General features: G+C 48.6%; 21 protein-coding genes. 17 read left to right on the plus strand and 4 right to left on the minus strand.

All coding sequences use genetic code 11. From position 1 onward, the window contains the following. Positions 1-78 precede the first annotated feature (78 nt). Entirely contained in the window at positions 79-1,521 is a 1,443-nt protein-coding gene (locus HPY27_RS19355) for an aminotransferase-like domain-containing protein (RefSeq protein ID WP_174225741.1), read from the minus strand. A gap of 175 nt (positions 1,522-1,696) precedes the next feature. Between HPY27_RS19355 and HPY27_RS19360 the strand changes: the two genes are divergently transcribed. From HPY27_RS19360 to HPY27_RS19405, 10 genes are all read left to right on the plus strand, one after another. Then, entirely contained in the window at positions 1,697-2,203 is a 507-nt protein-coding gene (locus HPY27_RS19360; protein ID WP_173622372.1) for a MogA/MoaB family molybdenum cofactor biosynthesis protein, read from the plus strand. 153 nt (positions 2,204-2,356) lie between these two features. Further along, entirely contained in the window at positions 2,357-4,135 is a 1,779-nt protein-coding gene (locus HPY27_RS19365; RefSeq protein WP_173622539.1) for a B12-binding domain-containing radical SAM protein, read from the plus strand. A gap of 40 nt (positions 4,136-4,175) precedes the next feature. Continuing rightward, positions 4,176-4,844 (plus strand): DNA alkylation repair protein, encoded by a 669-nt coding sequence (locus HPY27_RS19370; RefSeq protein WP_106833012.1) that lies wholly within the window; start codon positions 4,176-4,178, stop codon positions 4,842-4,844. 173 nt (positions 4,845-5,017) lie between these two features. After that, positions 5,018-5,635 (plus strand): DedA family protein, encoded by a 618-nt coding sequence (locus HPY27_RS19375; protein WP_069845570.1) that lies wholly within the window; start codon positions 5,018-5,020, stop codon positions 5,633-5,635. Positions 5,636-5,638: 3 nt separating this feature from the next. After that, positions 5,639-6,022: a DUF1294 domain-containing protein gene (locus HPY27_RS19380; RefSeq protein WP_069845569.1), complete on the plus strand. Its 384-nt coding sequence runs from the start codon at positions 5,639-5,641 to the stop codon at positions 6,020-6,022. Between the two features lie 95 nt (positions 6,023-6,117). Further along, positions 6,118-7,398 carry a kynureninase gene (gene kynU, locus HPY27_RS19385; RefSeq protein WP_017251050.1) on the plus strand — a complete coding sequence of 427 codons (1,281 nt, stop codon included), beginning with the start codon at positions 6,118-6,120 and terminating at the stop codon, positions 7,396-7,398. Positions 7,399-7,525: 127 nt separating this feature from the next. After that, on the plus strand, positions 7,526-9,067 hold the full coding sequence (locus tag HPY27_RS19390; protein ID WP_174225742.1) for a spore germination protein: 1,542 nt from the start codon (positions 7,526-7,528) through the stop codon (positions 9,065-9,067). Further along, entirely contained in the window at positions 9,064-10,224 is a 1,161-nt protein-coding gene (locus HPY27_RS19395; protein ID WP_174225743.1) for a GerAB/ArcD/ProY family transporter, read from the plus strand. Before HPY27_RS19390 ends, HPY27_RS19395 begins: the two co-directional genes overlap by 4 nt. Next, positions 10,217-11,347: a Ger(x)C family spore germination protein gene (locus HPY27_RS19400; RefSeq protein ID WP_173622375.1), complete on the plus strand. Its 1,131-nt coding sequence runs from the start codon at positions 10,217-10,219 to the stop codon at positions 11,345-11,347. Before HPY27_RS19395 ends, HPY27_RS19400 begins: the two co-directional genes overlap by 8 nt. Positions 11,348-11,360: 13 nt before the next feature. Further along, the gene (locus tag HPY27_RS19405) at positions 11,361-12,491 is read left to right on the plus strand and encodes a GerAB/ArcD/ProY family transporter (protein WP_174225744.1); all 1,131 of its coding nucleotides are present in this window, start codon (positions 11,361-11,363) and stop codon (positions 12,489-12,491) included. Positions 12,492-12,534: 43 nt separating this feature from the next. Here HPY27_RS19405 and sspI read toward each other — a convergent pair whose 3' ends face one another. Continuing rightward, positions 12,535-12,771 (minus strand): small acid-soluble spore protein SspI, encoded by a 237-nt coding sequence (gene sspI / locus HPY27_RS19410; RefSeq protein ID WP_007728525.1) that lies wholly within the window; start codon positions 12,769-12,771, stop codon positions 12,535-12,537. Between the two features lie 171 nt (positions 12,772-12,942). Here sspI and HPY27_RS19415 point away from each other — a divergent pair, with 171 nt between their 5' ends. Beyond that, positions 12,943-13,596: a potassium channel family protein gene (locus tag HPY27_RS19415; protein ID WP_007728524.1), complete on the plus strand. Its 654-nt coding sequence runs from the start codon at positions 12,943-12,945 to the stop codon at positions 13,594-13,596. A gap of 4 nt (positions 13,597-13,600) precedes the next feature. Beyond that, a complete protein-coding gene (locus HPY27_RS19420; protein ID WP_174225745.1) occupies positions 13,601-14,428 on the plus strand; it encodes a TrmH family RNA methyltransferase in 828 nt (275 codons plus the stop codon). Here the strand turns inward: HPY27_RS19420 and HPY27_RS19425 are convergent. Next, entirely contained in the window at positions 14,425-15,144 is a 720-nt protein-coding gene (locus HPY27_RS19425) for a DUF2225 domain-containing protein (protein ID WP_174225746.1), read from the minus strand. The two genes, HPY27_RS19420 and HPY27_RS19425, sit on opposite strands and share 4 nt — an antisense overlap. Before the next feature lie 483 nt (positions 15,145-15,627). Between HPY27_RS19425 and pheS the strand changes: the two genes are divergently transcribed. From pheS to zapA, 3 genes are all read left to right on the plus strand, one after another. After that, a complete protein-coding gene (gene pheS / locus HPY27_RS19430; RefSeq protein WP_174225747.1) occupies positions 15,628-16,662 on the plus strand; it encodes a phenylalanine--tRNA ligase subunit alpha in 1,035 nt (344 codons plus the stop codon). A gap of 15 nt (positions 16,663-16,677) precedes the next feature. Continuing rightward, positions 16,678-19,101 (plus strand): phenylalanine--tRNA ligase subunit beta, encoded by a 2,424-nt coding sequence (gene pheT / locus HPY27_RS19435; protein ID WP_017251058.1) that lies wholly within the window; start codon positions 16,678-16,680, stop codon positions 19,099-19,101. Positions 19,102-19,183: 82 nt separating this feature from the next. Next, positions 19,184-19,459: a cell division protein ZapA gene (gene zapA, locus HPY27_RS19440; protein WP_007728510.1), complete on the plus strand. Its 276-nt coding sequence runs from the start codon at positions 19,184-19,186 to the stop codon at positions 19,457-19,459. 95 nt (positions 19,460-19,554) lie between these two features. On the opposite strand, the gene HPY27_RS19445 is transcribed toward zapA, so the two are convergent. Beyond that, positions 19,555-19,929 carry a phage holin family protein gene (locus HPY27_RS19445; RefSeq protein ID WP_017251059.1) on the minus strand — a complete coding sequence of 125 codons (375 nt, stop codon included), beginning with the start codon at positions 19,927-19,929 and terminating at the stop codon, positions 19,555-19,557. A gap of 245 nt (positions 19,930-20,174) precedes the next feature. Between HPY27_RS19445 and HPY27_RS19450 the strand changes: the two genes are divergently transcribed. Together HPY27_RS19450 and HPY27_RS19455 are read left to right on the plus strand one after the other, a co-directional pair. Then, complete coding sequence (locus HPY27_RS19450) at positions 20,175-22,532, plus strand: endonuclease MutS2 (RefSeq protein ID WP_174225748.1); 2,358 nt, start codon at positions 20,175-20,177, stop codon at positions 22,530-22,532. Positions 22,533-22,549: 17 nt separating this feature from the next. Next, positions 22,550-22,960: a DUF350 domain-containing protein gene (locus HPY27_RS19455; RefSeq protein ID WP_017251061.1), complete on the plus strand. Its 411-nt coding sequence runs from the start codon at positions 22,550-22,552 to the stop codon at positions 22,958-22,960. The last annotated feature ends 276 nt before the right edge of the window (positions 22,961-23,236 follow it).

The raw sequence follows: 23,236 nt of genomic DNA on the forward strand, positions 1-23,236 counted from the left end.
ATACCTCGGCTTTTTTCGAGTCTTGTGTATGAGAAGAAGGGAAACCCATCTCTTAGTATGGCATTTCCCTTGGAAAACTTACCGAAGAAGAGCAGCGCCCAATCGGTGAAGCCAATGTTTCAACTCTCGCTCTTCCAATGGAGCAAGCGGGAAACGGACAGCCGGGCAGCGCAGAATATCGTCAGGCTCATCCGCTACGCGAAAGGCATGGCCGCCTGTCAACTCGAGACCTTCCTCCCGCAGAATAGCGACGACTCTCTCTTCCTGTTCGGTTGCTCTTGCGGTTGGCGTGCCCCATTTGATCCATGTATTTAAGCCGCCTGTGATGGGGAACATCCGCGCATGATCGGGGAGTGCTTGCCGTCTTTCTTGCCAGAGTCGCAGGAAGCGGGCCTGGAATAGGGAACGTCGATCTGCAAGAAACTCTTCATAAAACCAAGGATCATCAAGGAGTTGAACGGCTGCTTCTACGACGAGCAGAGAAGGTTCCGCTCCGGTCATGGAAACAAGCTGGCTGTAGCGCTCCAATTCATCATCCGATAAATCAGAGGGAAGCATCAACACGCCCAATTGCAGGTCGCGAGCCAGTGTTTTGGACAAAGAATGCAAATAGTAGACCTCAATAGAGTTTTTTGCCTGCGCAGCCATGTGGTACAGTGGAACGCTCGGCTCTTCAAACCAGAGGTCGCCATAATGGTCGTTTTCAATCAGACGTACGTTATGATTATGTGCCCATTCGAGCAGATCTTCCTTTCGTTTCAATGAATAGCTGATGCCCGTTGGGAATTGGTAATGCGGGTTAATCAACAGCCAATTGGCGGGGTAATGCTCCTGCTCTTCATTGAGGGCTTGAATACAGACGCCTTCTTCATCCATGCGAATCGGGCGAACCGTAATACCGCACTGGCTCAGTAAGCGCAGGAATACGGGATAGCTATACTCCTCCACATAGACGACATCGCGCGCATTCATGATGCGCTGTGCTAAAAAGGCGAAGCCGCTCGTGCTTCTGTTAAAAAGCAGAAGTCGTTCAGGTGAGTGTGGCAGTCCTCTGCGGCTGAGATGATCAGCGAAAACTTTGGCAGCCTGCGTTCGCATGATTTTCTTCTTCGCGGACGGTTCATCCAATACGGTCAGGCTCTCATAAAAAGCACCACGCAAACGCTTCACCAGCTCTTCGCTTGGACGAGGGGAGGAATCAGCTAGGGAAGCAATCGGAATATCTGTGAGCGGGAGGCGATTTTCCAAACGAGCTTCTTTGGCAAGCTGCGTCAAGTAATAGCCTTTACCGTGCACAGCTTCCAGCCAGCCTTCCAGCGCAAGATGATCGTATGCTTTTTTGACTGTCTCCAACGAGCACCCGCTAATGGTCTTCATATCTCGCAGTGATATCAATTGTTGTCCATCTACAAGAAAGGCACCACGCAGAATCGCTGTTTTTAATTGTTCAGCGAGTTGTACATAGATTGGTGTGTGCGATTGTTTGTGGAAATGAAAAGAAAAATAAGGTCGCTCTGGCATTCGCGCACGCCTCCTTGTCTGTCGAAAAAATAGCAGTCATCAGCATTATATAGGAAAGCGAAGCATCTCGGGTATAGGGAGTGAAGAAATTGTTGCCGGAACGACGAGGGTATTGGAAACTCGAACATGGTATCATGAGAAAAAGATATATATTGAAGAAATGAGGAAATTACGGATGAGTACGCAGGAACACAAGGCGCTAGCGCCCAAGCAAGTCACATGCATGGTCATTACCGTTTCCGATACTCGGACAGAGGATACAGATAAAAGCGGTCAGTTAATGAAGCAGCTTCTGACTGAAGCCGGTCACAGCGTTGCTCTTTATCAAATGGTAAAGGACGAGCCTGAACAGGTCATTGCGGCGATTGAAGCGGGAATCGCACATGGCGACGTTCAAGTCATTCTTCTCAATGGCGGTACTGGCATTTCGCCAAGAGACAATACCTTTGAGGCTGTTTCTGGCTTGCTTGATAAGGAAATGCCGGGATTTGGCGAGCTGTTTCGGATGTTGAGCTTTACAGAAGACATCGGTTCCGCAGCGATGCTCAGTCGTGCGATTGCAGGGACACGGAAAGGGAAGATGATTTTTTCCACACCAGGCTCGACAGGTGCGGTGCGATTGGCGATGAATCGGTTGATCGTGCCAGAGCTGGGGCATGTGGTGCGCGAATTAAATCGGTAACCATTCGGGTTCAACAATCTTGTAAGCGGATGGATTTGCCGTTAGTAGTCTCGTATGGTACTGTTACGAAAGGATAAAGATCGGTCAGACCATGAACCATCGATTGCAGATGGTTTTTTGGTGCCGAATTTTGCAAGGAGAGTAGGCCCATCCATGAAGATTTTACTATCGACCTTAAACGCCAAGTTTATTCACTCCTCACTTGCTTTGCGCTATTTGCGAAGCTATGCCCAGGAAGCATTTCCTTCGATTGAGGTGGTGGAGTATACCATCAACGATGTAACGTTAAATATAGTAGCAGATATACACAAGCGCAAGCCGGATGTCGTTGCATTTTCCTGTTATATCTGGAACATTCGCGAGACCCTCAGTGTCATGCGCACGCTGAAAAAGATTTGCCCGGATGTTCCGATTATCCTCGGGGGACCAGAAGTGACCTACGATGCGGATGAATGGATGAAGAAGCATCCTGAAATCGATGTCATCTGCATTGGTGAAGGGGAGCAGACCTTCTTGGAGCTTTTGCAGGTGTATCAGGAATCCTTGCAAACCAAGCAGCCTCCACGCCTGCGTGATGTAGCCGGGATCGCTTATCGCGAAGAGGAGTACGTGCGTTTTTCCATGCCGCGTGCGCAAGTGGAAGAGATGGACAGCATTCCTTCCCCATACGCGGACCATCTGGACGAGCTGAACAACCGCGTCGTCTATTTTGAGGCGTCCCGTGGGTGTCCGTTCAAATGCCAATACTGTCTGTCTTCGATTGAAGACGGCGTACGCTATTTCAGTCTGGAACGAGTGAAAGAAGATCTCATGCGCTTGATCAATCACGGGGTCAAAACGATCAAGTTCGTGGATCGCACGTTTAACATCAATAAAAAATATGCGTTGGAAATCTTTCAGTTTTTGATCGACAACCACAATGGCACAGTCTTTCAATTCGAGATCACGGCAGACATTTTGCGCGCGGACGTACTCGACTTCTTGACCGAGAATGCACCTCCAGGCATTTTCCGCTTCGAGATTGGGGTTCAGTCCACAAATGATGAAACGAACCGCCTTGTTCAGCGGATTCAGCGTTTCGATCGTCTTGCGCGGACAGTGACACAGATCAAGGATTCGAAAAAAATCGATCAGCATCTGGACTTGATCGCTGGTTTGCCTGAGGAAGATTATGCATCCTTCCGCAAAACCTTTAATGACGTGTTTGGTTTACGCCCGGAAGAGCTTCAGCTCGGCTTTTTGAAAATGCTGCGAGGGACAGGTGTTCGTGCGCGTGCGGCTAATCACGGCTATGTTTTTATGGATGAGGCTCCTTACGAAATTTTGGGGAACAATGTCCTTTCCTTTGATGACATGCAAAAAATCAAGCGTGTAGAAGACATTCTAGAAAAGTACTGGAATGCGCACCGGATGGACTATACAGTGGAGTGGCTGTTGGCGAATCAATTTGAAACAGCTTTTGACTTCTTCCAGACATTTGGCGACTATTGGGAAAATCAAGGCTGGAGCCGTATCGGTCATCAATTAGAGGATTTGTTCGTGCGTTTGCAGAAGTTTTTGCAAATCCAGCAAGTGGACGGTATGGGGCATGTGCTCAGCATGATGAAATTCGATTTCCTGCGAAATCAGAAGCATCGCCCGCGCAAGCTGTGGTGGGAGGATGTCATGGACAAGGAAGAGATGCAACAGACGTTCGCTGTCCTAACCGAGCAGCGTGAGCGACTCCGCGATGATTTTGCGGCACATGCTGCGTTGGAAAAAGATTACTTCAAGCACACGCTGACTGCCAAAGTGACCTTTGACATTGAAAGATGGATGGAGACCGGTGAGTTTGTCGAGGGAGATTTTACACTCGTTGTGTATTATCCGTACAAAGATGAAGAGCAAAATGCTTTTGCTGTCGTCAAGCAGGACGTCCAAGTAGCAGGCTAATCCACCGGATGATGAGATGAGTGGAAGGGGGGAGACGCAGATGAACGCAAGCGAGTATACGGAGGCTGTCGAGGAACTGTTGCGTGCACATGGTGATTCGATTGTGGCTGGCCCAATGGAGCAGTATATGAAAAATCATTTTCCTTTTCTGGGGATAAAATCACCACAGCGCAAAGAACTGACTAAACAAATCTTTCGAGATTATGGCGTACCCGAAAATTGGGAGCAGGTCGTTAGTTCCTTGTGGGCTTTGTCAGCGCGCGAGTACCAGTATGTAGCGCTTGACGTACTCGAGAAGTCCAAAAAGCGTCTCACCCCTGACCATCTCCCGTTCGTAGTCGAACTGATCACAACAAAATCGTGGTGGGATACCGTGGATTATTTGGCTTCCCATACAACGGGCAGATTGTTTGCCTTGCATCCCGAACTGATCGAACCGAATACGACAGCCTGGATGAATGGAACCAACATGTGGCTGCAACGAACGGCGATTTTATTTCAGTTGTCATACAAAGACAAGACAGATCAGCGGCTGCTCTTTTCCTTGGTGGAGAGATGCGCGGATTCCAAAGAGTTTTTTATTCAGAAGGCAATCGGCTGGGCGTTGAGAGAGTATGCGAAAACAAATCCCGACGCCGTACGTGAATTTGTAGAAGCGACGCCACTCGCGAGTTTGTCCAGACGTGAAGCGCTCAAACATCTGTCATGATAGAGTCGTCTGGCGTATCTGTGCTTGATAAAATACGTAAATCTATTGCAAAATAAACAAGTACCTTTTTTGAGGTTCATACGTAATACATAGAGTCAGATATCGTGCGATGCCATAGCTGCTAGTATGTCAAGAAATGACCGCACTGTGGCAAGGATAGGGGATTTTGCCTCATGGAAGTCGACCTGCTGATGTCAATCATAGAGCAATACGGTTACGTGGCGATTTTTTTCCTGCTCTGGCTGGGGATTGTCGGTTTGCCGATTCCCGATGAGCTGGTTGTCGCCACAGGAGGATTTCTTGCCTCCATCGGCGTGCTAAACCCATGGTATTCTTTTTTGGCGGGATATTTAGGGGTTGCCTCCGGATTGACGATTGGCTTTTTACTTGGAAAGTATTTTGGGAAACCGATATTGCAATGGCTATGTAAAACCGAGAAAATGAGGAACGCTGTGAATCGATCAACGGGCTTGCTAGAGAAGTACGGTACTACTGCTCTTTGCATCAGCTACTTATTTCCGGTTGTCCGTCATGTCGTCCCTTATTTGGTCGGACTGGGCGGTATGACGTTCCGACGTTATGCGATGCTGTCTTATCCGATTGGGTTGGTTTGGACCGTTGCTTTCTACTTTCTCGGCCATGTATTTGGTAATAATGTAGAAGCGATTATCGAAGTCATCCGTAAATACGGTTTTTATGCTTTGCTGGTGATCGTGGTTGTTTTAGGTGTGGTATTCTTCGTACGCAAGCAGTTTATGGGAAATCGGGCATATCGGGCAAAAGGAGAATAAGAAATGTACCATCAACAATTAGCTGCCCATCGCCGCAATTTCGTGCTGATGCTCGTCATAAGCTGGGTCCTCCTGTTGGCAGGATACTTCAATTCGAATGTCTGGGTGCTGGCTGCGGGAGCTTTACTGCTAAATGGTTATGCTTATTACCTGATGCAGACAGACAAGCGTCTGGCGAAAGAAAAAGGTTTTCGGGTTCCAGAACTGAGCCTTTTGTTAGTCGCATTTTTAGGAGGAGGGATCGGTGCGCTTGAGGGCATGCTTATTCAACGGCATAAGACCAAGCATATGTCTTTTCTCATCCTGCTCCCGCTCTTTTGCATCGCGCAAATCTTGCTAGTCATTTGGTTGACGCAGCTATACTTGGATAAAAGTCTCGTGTCGTAGGTGGCACGGGATTTTCTTTTTACGAATGGGATTCCGCTGTTTGAAAATTCAGCCTATAATAGAGGGGAACGATAGAACAAGCTGAGGAGGTAGCTATGTCTCAATCAAGCCCCCTAACGAAAACGGACGCACAGCAATTGGATGCACAGGATGAACTCGCGAGCTATCGCGAAGAGTTTTATCTGCTTCCGAGCCTGTATTTGGATGGCAACTCGCTTGGCCTCATGTCAAAAAGAGCGGAAAAGAGTGTCATGGATATGATGCAGTCTTGGAAGGAGCTGGGTGTGGAAGGCTGGACAACGGGTAACCATCCGTGGTTTTTCTTCTCGGAGAAATTGGGAGAGATGAGCGCAGCACTTGTAGGGGCAAGCCCCGAGGAAGTGATCGTAACGGGTTCTACGACGATTAACCTCCATCAGCTGGCAGCTACCTTCTATCATCCGGTTGGGAAAAGGACGAAGGTCGTTGCCACTGAGCTGGATTTCCCTACCGATATATACGCACTCCAGAGTCAAATGAAGCTCCATGGGCTGGACCCGGAAGAGCATTTGGTTCGGGTAGCGTCAAGAGATGGCCGTCTGATCGAGGAAGAGGACATTATCGATGCGATGACTGATGAAGTAGCATTGGTAGTCCTCCCGACGGTCCTGTATCGCAGCGGCCAGCTGCTCGATATCGAACGGTTGACAGCAGCTGCACATGAGAGAGGTATTCTGATTGGTTTTGACGGATGTCATTCTGTAGGCGCGATCCCGCATTCCTTCAGCAAATGGGGAGTGGACTTTGCATATTGGTGCAACTACAAATACGTAAATGCAGGGCCCGGAAGCGTGGGCAGCCTATATGTCAACCGCAAGCATTTTGGCAGGGCTCCGGGATTGGCCGGGTGGTTCAGTTCGAAAAAGGATAAGCAATTTGACATGGAACATACACTGGATGCATGCGAAAATGCGGGCGCTTACCAGATTGGTACCCCCCATATGCTGAGCCTCGCACCACTGTTTGGTTCCTTGGAAATGTTCCAGGAGGCATCCGTGGAGAAGCTTCGTACCAAGTCGCTCGGCTTAACGCGGTTCATGATGGATTTGATCGAGGTGGAGTTGGCAGACATGGGTTTTACGATTGCGAACCCACAGCAGGATGATCGCCGAGGTGGGCATGTCAGCCTTGAACACGATGAGGCCATACGTATATGCAAGGCTTTGAAGGAAGCGGGCATTATTCCTGACTTCCGTGCACCGAACATCATCCGATTAGCCCCCGTTGCTTTCTATACAACTTATACAGAGGTTTGGGAAAGTGTCCAGATCTTAAAGACGATCATGCAAGAGAAGAGCTACGAGAAATTTGAGAACAAGCGCGAGGTAGTTGCTTAACAGGTCCGACTTAGGTTGGACCTGTTTTTCTTTTTGAATACGCCTTTTACGGGATTTCCTTTCCATGTATTGGGCACACTATCCGTACCTGTAGGCAGGATACATTCCATGGATAAGGGTGAGCAGCTTGAACCAGTTTTTTCAAGCATGGCAAAAAAGAAAAGAAGCCCTCCAGTCAAAAGGGTTGGATCAGCACTCCAACAAGAGCATGGAAAGCGTATTGGATGTTTCGCTCACGACAAATGTGGAAGAAAACATCCAATTGATTCAAGCGCAGTTTGGAAAGTGTGACGATCTCGTCGTTCGTCGTTTTCAAACAAAGTCGAAGGCTCAAGCCGCTATCGTTTTTATAGATGGCATGGTGGATCGCAATGTCATCAGTGATTTTATTATTCGCTATATGACGACTCCCGATATCACCTATCAAGATCCGGCGACAAATGAGCTGGATTTGACAGACAAACTGAGGCAGATCGTCCGAAATATTTTGTCTGGATGTGCGGTACTGATCATCGATGGGTGTCAAAATGCTTACTTGAATAACACGAGAGGTTGGGACAGGCGTTCAGTGGAAGAGCCTCAGACGGAATCAGTCGTACGAGGGCCACGCGATGGTTTTTGTGAAACGTTGTGCGTGAATGCAGCGCTGATCCGCTTCCGCTTGAAGGACCCCAATCTCAGAGTGCGTCATATGGTTGTCGGGGAACGAACACAGACTGACATTTACGTCATGTACATCGACGGCATTGCGCATCCCCCGATGGTCGAGGAAGTGATTGCGCGAATAGAGAGCAGTGTTCGTGTGGATTCTGTGCTGGAGAGCGGTTACATCGAACAATTGATCCAGGATCGGAGATGGTCCCCATTCCCGCAGATTCAAAATACGGAGCGCCCTGACAAAGTAGTGGCCAATCTTTTGGAAGGGAAGGTAGGCATTCTGGTAGATGGGACTCCGTTCGGTTTGATTGCTCCCGCTGTATTTTCGCAGTTTTATCAGAGTCCCGAGGATTATTACGAGCGATTTTATATCGCGACCTTGATTCGGTTCATTCGGATTATTAGTATCAGCATTGCCTTGCTGTTGCCGTCTCTTTATATCGCTTTTAGCGCGTTCCATCCTGAGATGATCCCTTCTCGACTGGTCATTGCGATGGCGGCAGGACGATCTACGGTTCCATTCCCTTCTTTAATCGAAGCCCTGTTTATGGAGCTGGCCATTGAGATATTGAGGGAAGCAAGCGTGAGGCTACCGGGGCCAATCGGTCCTACGATCGGGATTGTTGGAGCACTTGTGGTCGGAGAAGCAGCGGTAACGGCCGGGCTTGTCAGTCCTGTCATGGTGATCATCGTAGCTGTGACGACAATCGGCTCGTTCGCATCCCCGAGTTACAGTGCTGCGATTGCCATTCGCATGCTCCGCTTCCCGGTGATGATCTTGGCAGGGATGTTTGGTCTTTACGGTATTATGCTGTTTTTGATCGTCATCCTCATTCACTTGTCTTCACTGAAATCGTTCGGCGTACCCTATATGAGCCCGCTTAGTCCTCTCAACCTGAATGGAATGAAGGATTTGTTCGTACGGGCCCCCCATCATCTGATGAAAGCAAGACCGATGATGTTTCATGTTCAAGATAAAATCCGGATCAGAGAGGAGGATAACCAGAAATGAACAGGAGGGAGGGGCACAGCTGGCACCAGGCTCTATCGATGTGGCAGCAAATTTGTCTCATCACAAGTACCTTAATTGGTGTCGGCGTATTGACCCTTCCTCGCACAACCAGCTCGAAATTATTTGAGGCAGGTTGGATCGCTCCTCTGATTGGCTCAGCAGGTGCGTATGTCTCCTTATGGTTAATTGTCAAATTGAGCAGGCGTTATCCGGGGGAAACCTTTATTGAATACAGTCACAAGGTATGGGGATCTGTCAGAAGGCCTTGGGTGGGCAAAGTATTCAGCCTCCCTTGGATTTGTATCTACTTGGTATACCTGTATTTTTCCACGGCAGTTGTATCGCGTGTATTTGGTGAAGTGGTTGTGACTTCCGTTCTTTTGCAGACTCCGCTGGAAGTTGTGCTTATCACAATGTTTTTGCTGGTACTATTTTTGTGCATGCATGAGGTGGAAGTAGTAGCGCGAGTGAACGAGCTGCTGTTTCCTTTTATTATCTTGCCACTTCTTTTTATCGCGATTGCTTCGTTCCAAAAAGCGGAATTTGGGAATCTCCTGCCGATTACTCATGTGTCGTTCCATTCAATGGTAGAGGGGGTATACGAAGGAATTTATTCTTATTCCGGTTTTGAAATTATGTTTATCTTTTTCGCCTATGCACAACAAAATACGAACAGGGAATTGGCGGGATTTTACAGTCTGTTAATTGCAGCGTTGCTCTACATGTTAATTGTGGTGGCTGGCATTTCAGTGTTTGGGTACGAAGAGCTGCAGAGGGTGACGTGGCCGACACTTGAATTGGTCAAGACGACGCAAGTGCCTGGATTGATCTTGGAACGATTGGAGTCCGCTTTTTTGGCCGTGTGGGTGTCGGCTGTTTTTACTACGGTAGCCAATGCGTATTACGTTGTTGTGTATTCACTGAGACAGTTGTTTCGCAAGGGAATCAGGTTTCAAAGAATCGTGGCTTCTGCCCTTTTCGTCCCTTTATTCTTCTTTTCCCTCATTCCCCAAAACATAACAGAAGTATTTAAGTGGGCGTCGTTGCTGGGGTTGTCTAGCCTGGTTATTAATTTGCTGTTTCCCGTCGTTTACTGGGTAGCAATCCTCATCCGTGACATGGTGACCCGACGAGAGGGGCGGAATATCGATGGGTAAGTCTTTTAGATACTTCGCTTTGCTGATCTTCTGTACAATCTTGCTGACGGGGTGCTGGGACAGACGGGAATTGGAGGAACGCGCATCGGTATTGGCTATTGCGATTGATCAGGATGAAAAGAATGAAAATCTGTACAAAATGACCGTCCAAATTCCGATTCCCATTAAAATCGCGGGGAGTAGCGGGAAAGGTGGAGGAAATGATGCGAATGCCGTGAAAATCATGAGCGTGACAGGAAAAACGGTGACAGATGCTTCCAACAACCTGCAAATGCGGCTGAACCAGCGAGTGTTTCTTGGGCATACGCGTATTCTTGCAGTAAGCGAGGAGGTCGCTAGAAAGGGAATCCAAGACATCATGGACAGCTTTCGTCGCGAGCCGCAAATAAGGCGACTCCTGTGGCCGATCGTCGTGAGAGGCAAAGCGTCTACCTTGCTGGAAATCAAACCGAGGATCGAGCCGATTCCAGTCGTCTTTTTGATGGGGCTGATCGAAAATGGCATGAAATTAGGAAGGATTCCGGACCAAACGTTGGGCGACTATTTCAATCAGACCTCTAATCTAACCATGGAGCCGTTTTTGAATTATGTTGAGGCAAGTAAGAATGAGGTGAGCTGGAAAGGGGTTGCTGTTTTTCGCGGGCACAAGATGGTGGGGATACTTGATCACATGCAGACATGGGTATTGCTCCAACTGCGCAATGAAAAACCGGGTGGAGACATTCTGATTCCGTTGCCGAAGACCAAGAACGGATATGTTAGTTTTCGTCCGCATTTTGTAAAAAAAAAGGTGATCATTCACAAATCCTCTTCCGCTACCTATCATTGCGAGCTCCAAGGAGATATTGTCGAACTTACAGAAGACCTGAAAATTCCAGCAGAGCAATTCGTCCTACAAATGCAAGCGCTTATCCAAAAAGAAATGGAAAAGCGCGCCAAGAAGTTACTGCAGCAAGTACAAAAGCAGTACAATAGTGACATTTTGAAGCTGGGCCTTACACTGCGTGCGAAGCATTACCAAGACTACTGGAAAACGCACAACTGGAAGGAAGATTTCAGGGATTTTCCGGTTCGCGTTACATACACAATCAAGCTGCGCCGTCTCGGTATGGAAATGCAATAGGAGAGCGATCACTGTGGAGAATCAGCAACGTAATTTTGGTACCTGGCAACTGACAAGCATTATGATCAGTTCGATGATCGGGGTGGGTATTCTCATCATCCCGAGAACGGCAACCGAACTTCTTCATCAAATGGGATGGTTGGGACCCATTGCAGGTGCTTTCGTAGCATCTGTGGCTGTGGCGGCCATCGTTTATTTAGGTAACCAGTTTCCTGGCCTTACCTTTGTTGAATTTATGCCGAGAATATTTGGGGTTGCCATCGGTACCCTGTGTGTGTTTCTTTTCATCCTCTATCAATTCCTCAATGCGGGAATCACAGCCAGATTGTTCGGGGAAGTCGTCGTGACCTCCGTATTACCGCAAACGCCACTGGAAGTAATTATCATCACGTTGCTATTGTTGGTCATGTTTCTTTGTTGTCATGAGATTGAAGTTGTGGCGAGAGTGAATGAGCTGTTGATTCCTTTCCTCCTGTTTCCGTCTCTCTTGATTCCGCTCGTCTCCTTCATGAACGCAGATTGGTACAATTTATTGCCATTCCAAGTAGAGTCATGGAAACAGGTCATGAAAACGGGTCTGAATACGTATACGCTCTATACCGGGTATGAGCTGTTAATGGTTTACTTTGCCTTCGCTATTCCCGGGGCAAGGCTAGGGGTGGCCAGCATGACAGGTATGAGCTTTGCTCTTGTCGTTTATTTGCTCACAGTTGTCGCAGGCATTACTGTATTTGGCTATGAAGAATTGCAGAGGCTGGTTTGGCCTACGCTTGAACTGGTCAAGGTAACGCAGAGAACTGGTTGGTTTTTGGAGCGTTTTGAGTCCGCCTTTCTTGCCATTTGGGTTGCTTCTGTATTTACAACGATCGGCAATATGCTTTACGCGACGATTTTTTCATTGCGGCGCTGGTTTCGCAAAGGAATTCGTTTTCAGCAAATCACCGCGATTGTAATCATGGTGCCACTATTTTTCCTAACATTACTGCCGCAAAATATAGTCGAATTGTTTTCTTATACACAGCATTTGACTGCCGTGGGATTTTTGATCACCATCATCATTCCCATTTTGCTGGCAATCACCCAAATCATGCGCAATCAGTTCAACAAAGGTCGGGAAGTGAACAATGAAAAGGGAGGGACATAAGAGTCCCTCCCTTTGTAGCTTGCTTTTTTCAAAGAAGATGTGGTTAGATCGGTTTTTCGGCTTGCTCAGGCAAGTGTTCCGCGATCGTCGTAATCATGGATTGTCGTGAGGAAGCATCGCTGTTTTGCCACAGCACTTCAAACAAAACGCCTAAACCCGGGAGCGTCTTCTCCTGACCGCTCGAGATGGCATCACTGATGGTTTCTTCGACTGCGTTTGGATCTGAGCCTTGCATTTTGTACATGATCGCTTGACGTAAGTTGAGTGAGGCAATATTCATGACCGTGCTTACACCTCTCTTGTGAGAATGAATTCAAGAAATAGTATTTGTAAACGCTGATTTGTGCATACCATGCTTTTCGAACAAAACGTTCATGACCGTTTTGTGGCGGATGTTTTGGATGTGCTATAATGCTTGATATTGGTAAGTTCCGTAAAGGAGAAGATTAACATGTCCAAGCAATTTGCCATTATCGGGATGGGACGTTTTGGTTCTAGCGTGGCGAGAACGCTGTACGAGATGGATTATGAAGTCATGGGAATAGATGAGAACGAGGAGCGTATTAACGAAAATATTCAGTACGTAACGCACGCGGTAGCGGCTGATTCTACGGATGAACGGGCCTTGAAGGAAATCGGCATACGCAATTTTGACGTAGTCGTCGTGGCCATTGGGGTCGATATTCAGGCGAGCATCCTGACAGTATTGACACTGAAAGACTTGGGTGTCAAAAAGATCGTGGCAAAAGCACAGAATGAGCGTCATGGACAAGTATTGTACAAGGTAGGAGCTGACCGTGTCGTATTCCCTGAGCGCGACATGGGGGTGCGGGTTGCCCACAATCTGATCTCCTCTAACGTTCTTGACTTTATTGAGCTGGCAGAGGACTACAGCGTGGCGGAGGTCGTCGTGTCGTCCAAGCTGGTCGGTCAAAACTTGCGGCAACTGGATATTCGGAAAAAATACGAGGTCAACGTTATTGCCATCAAAAGCGGAGATAAATTCAACATCGCTCCTAGCCCGGATGAAGTCATCCAATACGGCGACGTGCTTGTGGTGATCGGGAACAACAAAGACTTACGCGAATTTGAGGAGCGGGCATAGGTTTATGACAAATGAAATCATTACTTCGGTACAAAACCCTCTGGTAAAGCGATTGCACCAGTTGCTGTCACGGAAAGGACGGGAAGAGCAGCAGCATTTTCTCGTGGAAGGGGCGCATCTGGTAGAGGAGGCGTTAAAAAGCGGGGCGGAGGTAGTCACGGTTATTTATGATCAGCAGCGTGACATGGACCCTGCCTGCCAACGTGCTCTGGCTAATCATCCGGAAGCTGTTCAGGTCATTGCGGCATCAGAGACAGTGCTGGCGAAGCTGTCCGAAACCAAGTCACCACAAGGAATTGTGGCCGAAGTGAAAAAAACAGCAGCAGATTGGGCAAAATGGGTAGATAAGAAGAGAGAGGAACAAGACAGTTTGTTGCTTCTCTTTTTGGACGAAATACAAGACCCGGGCAACCTCGGCACGATTTTGCGTACAGCAGAGGCGGCAGCAGTCGATGGTGTCGTACTTGGAAGTGGCAGTGTCGATATTTACAATGGAAAAGTGGTACGTGCCACAATGGGGGCACTGTTCCGCATCCCAGTCTTTACACAGTCGTTAGTCGAGACAGCAGATGAATGGAAGGCAAAGGGAGGGCGAGTTCTGATCTCTTCCTTGGAGCAAAACAGTGTTTCCTATGACGAGGCTGATTATGCTGGTCTGACAGCAATGGTCATCGGAAATGAAGGAAGAGGCGTCTCTAAAGAGATGTTTGCCAGGGCAGACCAATTCGTTCACATCCCGCTTTATGGCGGCGCAGAGTCATTGAATGCAGCTGTCGCGGCAGGAATTTTTGTATACGAGGCACAGCGCAAAAGAAAAGATCGGCATACTTAGCCGATCTTTTGCTCACTTTTTTTCTCTTTATACTCTTCGCGCGCGAGTTGCCATTGATCTTGCGCCATCCGGATAATACCGCTCTCAATGGTGTGGTTGCGAAAAGCCAGTGCCTTACCGAAATACTTGATGGCTAAGTCAAACTTTTCGAGTCTGCGGTAGAGCTCACCAATCAAGTACAGCAAGCGAACTTCGGTCATTTCTTTGTCGCCACGTGTATAGTCGGAATGAATATACGATTGTTCATATTCTTCCACGGCCATATCGATAAAGCGCATTTCCTCCGAGACATTTGTCTGGAATCGATAAAGCCATGCGAGGCGCAAATACAGACCCGCTTTTACGGAATGGGGCTGATCCGTTAGTTCAGCTGCGTAAATGGCCAGCTTGTAGCTGACAATGGATTCTGGTATATGACGAACCTTGCCAAAATCTTTTGGCTTCCATTTCGAGGAGATTTGTTCATCCACAATCTGCTTTTGCCAGGGGGCGAGCTTGTCCCGGAATTGATCCGTAAAGGCGAAGCCGCATTCAGGGCAGACATTGACGGTATATATAATGGGATTTAAAGATTGCTCTTTAAAAGTGGTATAAAAATCGCTGTCGCGATTGACCATCGTCAACGTGCCGCTTCTGATCCTTTTGGTCGAAAAGGTCGCTTGACAATGGCGGCAGTTGATTGTCTTATCGTAAAGGGCGGAAACATTATCAATCATGTCAAAATCCCCTTTCGAATGGTAACATACACATGAAAACACTCTCTTGATATGTAACATTTGTAGAATTGAAAGTTCTCTCTTGTTGCGCTATAATTTTCCTTACATCACAATTATAACGTAAAGCGATGACGGAGACTAGTACGCAGGACCTATCTGTTTTTTCAGGGAGAAGATGTCACAGACTGCGAGCATCTTTAACATGATAGCTGCTGAATTCACTCCAAAGCCGCACTCTGAACCGCTTTTCGCGCAGTAGGAGCAGCCGGGTCATACCCGTTACCAATGATCTGAAGTGAGACAAATGTCTCTTTCCACTAGTGATATTGTCATGGATTTGTCACAGGGTGGAAGCGAATTGTCTAACAAGGGTGGTACCGCGAGAAAAAAGTAACTCGTCCCTTTTTTGGGGCGGGTTTTTCTTTTTTTTTACGTTAGCCTTGATAGAGGTTATTTTATCAAACGAAAAAGGAGCGATTCGAAGTGCAAACTCGGTTGCAAGAAATGAAAGAGTCCGCACTGGGCCAAATCAGCCAAGTGACAGAAGCCGCACAACTTCAGGATTTGCGCGTCAAATACCTGGGGAAAAAGGGCGAGTTGACAGAACTGCTGCGCGGAATGGGTGGCCTGTCCCCAGAAGAGCGTCCAGTTGTCGGTCAGCTGGTGAATGAGGTAAGGGAAGCGCTGGAAGCAGCGTTCTCCGGTAAACAAATAGCTTTTGAAGAAGCGGCTCTGAATGCCAAGCTTTCTTCTCAAACGATCGATGTGACACTGCCAGGACGTCCAGTACCAGCAGGCACCATGCACCCGCTCTCTCGGATTATTGAAGAGATCGAAGACATTTTCATTGGCCTGGGCTTTGAGGTGGCAGAAGGTCCTGAGGTTGAAATGGACCACTTCAACTTCGAGATGCTGAACCTGCCGAAAGATCACCCGGCACGCGATATGCAAGATACGTTCTACGTCACAGAAGAGCTGTTGCTCCGTACGCAGACATCTCCTGTGCAAGCACGTACGATGCTGAAAAAAGAAGGCAAGACCCCACTCAAAATGATCTGCCCGGGTAAAGTGTACCGCCGCGATGATGACGATGCGACACACTCCCACCAATTCACGCAGATCGAGGGTCTCGTCATTGATAAAAAAATCGGGATGAGTGATTTGAAAGGTACCCTCTTGACGTTTGCCCGTCAAATGTTCGGGGAAAACCAGCAAATTCGTCTGCGCCCGAGCTTCTTCCCGTTCACGGAGCCTTCCGTAGAAGTAGACCTGCAATGCTTCAACTGTGGCGGTCATGGCTGCCGTGTATGTAAGCAAACAGGCTGGATCGAGATTTTGGGTGCTGGTATGGTTCACCCGCGTGTACTGGAAATGGCCGGCTACAACCCTGAGGAAGTCAGCGGCTTTGCATTCGGTATGGGTGTAGAACGAATTGCGATGCTCAAATACGCGGTGGAGGACATCCGCCATTTTTATACCAACGACGTTCGTTTCCTGCGTCAATTCAATCGAGGTTAGAGAGGAGAGGCAAAGATGAAGGTATCGTACCAATGGTTATCTGAATATGTCGATCTGAGTGGAACGACGCCCCAGGAGCTGGCTGAAAAGCTGACTCGCAGCGGGATTGAAGTAGACGCAGTTGAATCGCGCAACGCAGGTGTATCCGGTGTTGTGATCGGTTATGTAAAAGAACGCAGCAAGCACCCGGATGCAGACCGTCTCAACGTATGCGTCGTTGATGCAGGACAAGGGGAAGACCTGCAAATCGTTTGTGGAGCAGCGAACGTAGACAAGGGACAAAAAGTTCTCGTTGCCCTGATCGGTGCGAAGCTCCCAGATGGTTTGAATATCAAGCGTTCCAAGCTGCGCGGTGTAGAATCCCAAGGGATGATCTGCTCGGCAAAAGAATTGGGCTTAAACGACAAGCTTCTGGCAAAAGATCAGCAAGAAGGCATTATGGTCTTGCCAGCGGATGCGGAAATCGGAATGGATGCTATTTCGTACCTCGGCTTGGATGACTATGTGCTGGAATTGGGACTGACGCCGAACCGTTCGGATTGCTTGAGCATGCTGGGGGTTGCTTACGAGGTAGCCGCTATTTTGGGCAAAGAAGTGGTATTCCCACAAATCGAGCTGACCGAAAACGGTGGCGACAACCCGATCCAAGTCAAGATCGAAGCGACGAATGAAAGTTATCAATACCACGGTCGTCACTTCACCAACGCCAAAATCGCGACATCTCCGCAATGGATGAAAAATCGCCTGATGGCAGCGGGAATTCGTCCGATCAACAACGTGGTAGACGTGACCAACTACGTCCTGCTCGAGTACGGTCAGCCGCTGCATGCTTTTGATGCGACACAGGTAGCTGATCGCTCTATTGTCGTTCGACTGGCAAACGAAGGCGAAAAGCTCGTGACATTGGACGATCAAGAGCGCACGCTGGATGAGCAAACCTTGCTGATTGCCGACCAGACCAAAGGCTTGGCGATCGCAGGTGTAATGGGCGGGGCTAACTCAGAAATCACAGGCGAGACGAGCGAAATCATTCTTGAAGCAGCTTGGTTCACGCCAAAAACAGTACGCCGTACAGCTCGAATGCTCGGCATGCGTACAGAAGGCTGCGTACGTTGGGAAAAAGGCGTTGACCAAGCACGTGTGCAGGAAGCGGGAGAGCGCGCTGCTGCTCTGATTCAGCAATTGTCTGGGGCAACGGTATCCAAAGGAATCAGCTCTGCTGTTGTAAGCGAAGCTACGCCTGCCGTTGTTTCTGTTACGCTTGCAAAAATTAATCAGCATCTCGGAACCGACATGGCGGCTTCTGAGGTATCGCCGATTTTCGAGCGTCTGCAATTCCCATATGAAGTAGCGGGCGAAAAATGGACGGTCACGGTTCCAACAAGACGTGGCGACATTACGCTGCCAGAGGATTTGGTGGAAGAGGTTGCACGTCTGTACGGCTACGACAACATTCCGACCAGCTTGCCTTCCGGTTCGACCACACAGGGACAGTTGACAAAAGAACAGCAATTGCGTCGTACCATCCGTCATCACCTGATCGGTACTGGCATGAATGAAGCGATTTCCTATGCACTGGTTCATCCAGATCGTGTCGAGGCAGTAGCCGGTCTGCATCAGGAGAAAGTAAACCCTGTTGCCCTCATGATGCCAATGAGTGAAGACCATAGCGTTCTGCGCACGAGCTTGATTCCAAGCCTCTTGGAAACAGTTGCTTACAATAAAAACCGCCAAAACCACGATGTCGCGATTTTTGAGTTGGGCCGTGTGTTCTTGACGAAAGAAGAAACACTCACGCAGCTTCCAGAAGAGCGTCTGTATGTAGCGGGTGCATTGACTGGACAACTGCTCACACAAAACTGGATGGGCGCTAAGCAGCCTGTTGATTTCTTCCAAACCAAAGGGATTGTGGAATCACTCTTCGCTCGTTTGGGTATCCAAGCTGCTGAATACAAAGCTGTACAGGACATCGCGGGTATGCACCCAGGACGTACTGCTGAAGTATGGGTAGGAGAAAAACGACTGGGCTATTTGGGGCAAGTTCATCCGGGTACAGAAAAAGCGTATGATCTGTCCGAAACGTACGTATTCCAGCTGGATGTAGCTACTTTGATTGATGTAGCTGCCGAGGTAGGACATTACAATCAGTTGCCGAAGTCCCCAGCGGTAACGCGTGACTTGGCTCTCGTTGTGGATCGCAGTGTAGCTGCTGGTGCATTGGAAGCAACGATTCGTAAAGCGGCAGGCGAGCTGCTCGAGTCCGTAACCCTGTTCGATGTATACATGGGTGAGCGTATTGCCCAAGATAAGAAGAGCATGGCATTTGCCCTTGTATTCCGTCACGCAGAGCGTACCTTGCAGGACGAAGAGATTCAACAAGTGACCACTGCTGTCGTCGAAGCCTTGAAAAACAACACAGGCGCTGAACTGCGCATGTAAGATTGCTTGACGAAATCTGACATTTTCAGTAACCTAAAAAAGGATAAAGTAGAGCAAAGGTCGCAGTAGGGAGGTACCTCTCGTGCAAGGTGATGGGAAAAATCGTTTGACGGTGGACATCTTTGGCCAACAATACCGGCTCAGTGGCAAGGCAAGTGTCAATCACATACGCATGGTGGCCGGTTTCGTTGATGACAAGATGAACGAAATCGCAAACGGCAACCATCGACTGGATACTGCCAAAATTGCCGTACTTTCTGCAGTCAATATCGCGGATGAATACTTCCGCTTGCGTCAGGAGTACGAAGAACTGCTGAAAATCATTCAGGAAGAGGCAAAGGCTAAACCGATAGATTAAGGAAAAGAGGGGCGGAATGCCTCTCTTTTCACGTTGTGGGTAAAAGGAGAAGAGCCACCCCGTCTTTGATGGGATGGCTCTTTGTCGCATTTTGCCTATGTCTCCTGCTTGTTCCCGGCATCTCCATTACGCATATCCATATGGGTTTTGATCGGGATAAACAAGTCGATGATCCCGATCACCAAGGAAGCGAGAAGCGCTCCAAGAATCGTGACGCGGAAGCCAGAGACGATGAACTGAGTGAGATAAATCACGACGGCACTGACCAAGAAGCCGATAATACCACGATTGTACGGCGAAATTCGATCTCCGAAAATGGCTTCTACGGCCCAGCCAATCAGTGCGATGACAACGGCCGCGAACAGAGCTGTCCAAAAACTGCTAACCGAAAAGCCGGGGACCAGAAAGCCGACAAACATCAGGACTACGGCAGCGACGATAAAGCGGACGATATGGCGCATGATCGTCAAGTGTACTCCTCCTTTAGGGTTGTTTCACCTTTCATTCTCTCACGCAAAGAGTAGAACTATGCCAAACGAAAACGTGTAAAATTATCCTTCGCCGGCGGTGCCTGTCCGAAGCTATCCGTAGCCCAAGTTTTCTAAGCTCCGCTGCCATGCTATAATGGGGAGATATCGTAATGATTGCCGGTATAGACCGTCGCTCCCGCCCGCACGGTACAACGGTCGCCGCTGGATAAAGAAGGAGGAGCACAGTGGAACAACGGGTTTTAAGGACGTTAGAATACGATAAAATAGTCGCCCTGTTGATTGACAAGGCATCTTGCACATATGGAAAAGAAAAAGCATCAGAGCTGATTCCTTTTTTACGCTTGGATGAAGTCATAACCGCTCAGCAAGGGACAGAACAAGCAGCAACCGTGTTACGCCTAAAAGGCAGCGTGCCTCTCGGTGGCATTCGCGATATCCGCGGTCCCGTACAGCGCGCCAGATTGAACGCCATGCTCGCCCCGATGGAATTGCTGGATATCGCCAGCACCGTTATGGCCGGACGCAGGCTCAAAACGTTTTTGCTCGATATGTGTGAGGATCACGAGCTGCCATTATTGCAACAGGAGGCAGAGCGTATTGAGGGCCTGCGCGAGTTGGAAACCGAAATTCGCCGCTGTATTGATGAAAATGGCGATATATTGGATAGCGCGAGTCTTGAATTGCGACAGGTACGTCAAGAGATCAGACAACTCGAGTCGCGCATTCGCGAAAAGCTCGATCAAATGACACGCTCGTCTACTTACCAAAAAATGCTGATGGAAAATATCGTTACGATTCGTGGCGATCGTTTCGTTATTCCGGTGAAGCAGGAGTATCGCTCTGTATTTGGCGGAATTGTCCACGACCAGTCGGCATCTGGGGCGACGCTCTTTATCGAACCGGAAGTAATCGTTGAGATGAACAACAAGCTTCGCGAACTACGCCTGCGCGAGGAACGTGAAGTGGAGCGCATTCTGTATGTGTTGACGGAGCAGGTATCCTTTGCGGTAGAAGCTTTGATCGAGAACACAGAAGCGCTGACAGAGCTCGATTTCATGTTTGCCAAGGCTCAGCTTGCCTGGAGCATGAAGGCGATCTGTCCACGCATCAATGATCGCGGATACGTAAACATGCGAAAAGCGCGTCATCCACTCATTCCACGGGAAGTTGTCGTTCCTGTAGATGTGGAGCTAGGTGGAGAGTATCAGGCGATTGTTGTGACAGGACCGAATACAGGCGGAAAAACCGTTTCCCTCAAAACAATCGGACTGCTGTCCTTGATGACCATGGCAGGCTTGCATATTCCGGCAGAGGAAGAGAGCGAGATGACTGTATTCTCCTCCGTTTTTGCCGATATCGGGGATGAGCAATCCATCGAGCAGAGCCTGTCTACATTCTCAAGCCATATGACCAATATTATTCAAATCTTGGCGAAAATGGATGACAAGAGCTTGGTACTGTTTGACGAGCTAGGGGCAGGAACAGACCCGACAGAGGGTGCTGCTCTGGCCATGTCCATTATCGACCATGTGATTGATTCCGGTGCGAGATTGGTCGCAACGACACACTACAGTGAATTGAAGGCGTATGCCTACGATAGACCCGAGGTCATCAACGCCAGCGTAGAATTTGACGTACAGACGCTACGTCCTACTTATCGCTTGCTCATCGGGGTGCCAGGTAGGTCCAACGCGTTTGCCATCGCAAGACGTCTGGGATTGCCAGAACACATCATTGATGTAGCGCGCGGCTCGATCAGTGAGGAAGACAATCAGGTCGAGAGCATGATCGCTTCGTTGGAGCGTAATCGCAAGTCGGCGGAAGCAGACAGGTTGGCGGCAAAAGCGGCACGCGAGGAATCGGAAGAGCTGCGTAGACAGCTGGAAGAAGAGCGCGCGCAATTTGCTGAAGAGAAAAACAAGCGAATGGAGCGAGCAGAGGACGAAGCGCGAATTGCGGTCCAACTCGCAAAAGAAGAAGCGGAAACAATCATTCGCGAGCTGCGCGAGATGATGGCAGAAGGCATGGAAATCAAGGAGCATCGTCTCATCGATGCGAAGAAGCGCTTGCGCAATGCCGTCCTTGAGCTGGAGAAGGAAAAGGTGAAGAAGCCTGCGAAAGCCGTTCGTGCCACACAGATCAAGGTGGGCGACGAGGTAATGGTGACGAGCTTCGGACAAAAAGGAACCGTGCTGGAAAAAGTAAACAATGAAGAATTCCTCGTGCAGATCGGGATCATGAAAATGAAGGTGAAGCGCGATGATATGCATGTACAAAACTCCATCCAGCAAAAACCGCAAGCGGCACCGTACACCTCTGTGAAGCGTCGCAGTGACAATATCAAGATGGATCTTGACCTGCGTGGCTACAACGTTGAGGACAGCATTCGGGAAATCGATCAGTTTTTAGATGATGCGCTGTTGGCAGGCTTGCACTCGGTCTCCATTATTCACGGACACGGGACAGGGGTACTGCGCAAAGGCGTGCACGAGTATTTGAGAAGTCATCGTAATGTAAAATCCTTCCGCTTAGGTGGTCAAGGAGAAGGCGGCGTAGGTGCTACCATTGCCGAATTGAAATAAGAGGTCGGGAGGGACATATGGAAAGCCTTCTACACAATCCATATTTTGCAACTGCAGCTTATTTTACTGTGTCTGGACTGGCGATGGTGTTATTCTTAGCCATTTTTGAACTGGTAACGCGTTATCGTGTTTGGGAAGAATTGAAGCGCGGGAACATGGCAGTAGCAATGGCAACAGGCGGGAAAATTTTTGGGATCGCGAACATTTTCCGTTATTCCATTCAGGCGCATTTTTCTTTGGGAGAAGCGTTGATTTGGGCGACATTCGGATTTTTCCTGTTGTTGTCTGCGTACTTCATTTTTGAATTCATGACCCCTACCTTTAATGTCGATCAGGAAATTGCAAAAGATAACAGGGCTATTGGTTTTATTGCGATGGTCCTGTCCATCGGATTTTCGTATATCATAGGGGCATCCTTGCCTCGTTAGACGGGTTGAACGATATTTCAAACGAGAGTATAATTTGATTTGGCGAAAGAGTACCAAACTATTCTGCCCAATCAAAGTCCTTTTTACGAAAAAGAGGACAAGCCAAGATTGTATGGGGGAGGAACAGCCTTGGAAACGTTGTACAAGGTCCTCATCGGATTGTGTGTGCTTTTTATCGCTGCAGGTGTTTACTACCTGTCCTAAAAATATGCGCAAGTTGGCCGCCTGACTTCTTCTACAGTCATACGGACCTTACTTGGAGAATGTGAAAGAGGA

It is taken from the genome of Brevibacillus sp. HB1.1, assembly GCF_013332445.1.
GTDB classification, from domain to species: Bacteria; Bacillota; Bacilli; order Brevibacillales; family Brevibacillaceae; genus Brevibacillus; species Brevibacillus porteri.

What these genes read in the sequence shown, in the direction of transcription:
- HPY27_RS19355 (WP_174225741.1), bottom strand. Translation starts at nt 1,521, where the DNA reads ATGCCAGAGCGACCTTATTTTTCTTTTCATTTCCACAAACAATCGCAC.
- HPY27_RS19360 (WP_173622372.1), top strand. Translation starts at nt 1,697, where the DNA reads ATGAGTACGCAGGAACACAAGGCGCTAGCGCCCAAGCAAGTCACATGC.
- HPY27_RS19365 (WP_173622539.1), top strand. Translation starts at nt 2,357, where the DNA reads ATGAAGATTTTACTATCGACCTTAAACGCCAAGTTTATTCACTCCTCA.
- HPY27_RS19370 (WP_106833012.1), top strand. Translation starts at nt 4,176, where the DNA reads ATGAACGCAAGCGAGTATACGGAGGCTGTCGAGGAACTGTTGCGTGCA.
- HPY27_RS19375 (WP_069845570.1), top strand. Translation starts at nt 5,018, where the DNA reads ATGGAAGTCGACCTGCTGATGTCAATCATAGAGCAATACGGTTACGTG.
- HPY27_RS19380 (WP_069845569.1), top strand. Translation starts at nt 5,639, where the DNA reads ATGTACCATCAACAATTAGCTGCCCATCGCCGCAATTTCGTGCTGATG.
- kynU (WP_017251050.1), top strand. Translation starts at nt 6,118, where the DNA reads ATGTCTCAATCAAGCCCCCTAACGAAAACGGACGCACAGCAATTGGAT.
- HPY27_RS19395 (WP_174225743.1), top strand. Translation starts at nt 9,064, where the DNA reads ATGAACAGGAGGGAGGGGCACAGCTGGCACCAGGCTCTATCGATGTGG.
- HPY27_RS19400 (WP_173622375.1), top strand. Translation starts at nt 10,217, where the DNA reads ATGGGTAAGTCTTTTAGATACTTCGCTTTGCTGATCTTCTGTACAATC.
- sspI (WP_007728525.1), bottom strand. Translation starts at nt 12,771, where the DNA reads ATGAATATTGCCTCACTCAACTTACGTCAAGCGATCATGTACAAAATG.
- HPY27_RS19415 (WP_007728524.1), top strand. Translation starts at nt 12,943, where the DNA reads ATGTCCAAGCAATTTGCCATTATCGGGATGGGACGTTTTGGTTCTAGC.
- HPY27_RS19420 (WP_174225745.1), top strand. Translation starts at nt 13,601, where the DNA reads ATGACAAATGAAATCATTACTTCGGTACAAAACCCTCTGGTAAAGCGA.
- HPY27_RS19425 (WP_174225746.1), bottom strand. Translation starts at nt 15,144, where the DNA reads ATGATTGATAATGTTTCCGCCCTTTACGATAAGACAATCAACTGCCGC.
- pheT (WP_017251058.1), top strand. Translation starts at nt 16,678, where the DNA reads ATGAAGGTATCGTACCAATGGTTATCTGAATATGTCGATCTGAGTGGA.
- HPY27_RS19455 (WP_017251061.1), top strand. Translation starts at nt 22,550, where the DNA reads ATGGAAAGCCTTCTACACAATCCATATTTTGCAACTGCAGCTTATTTT.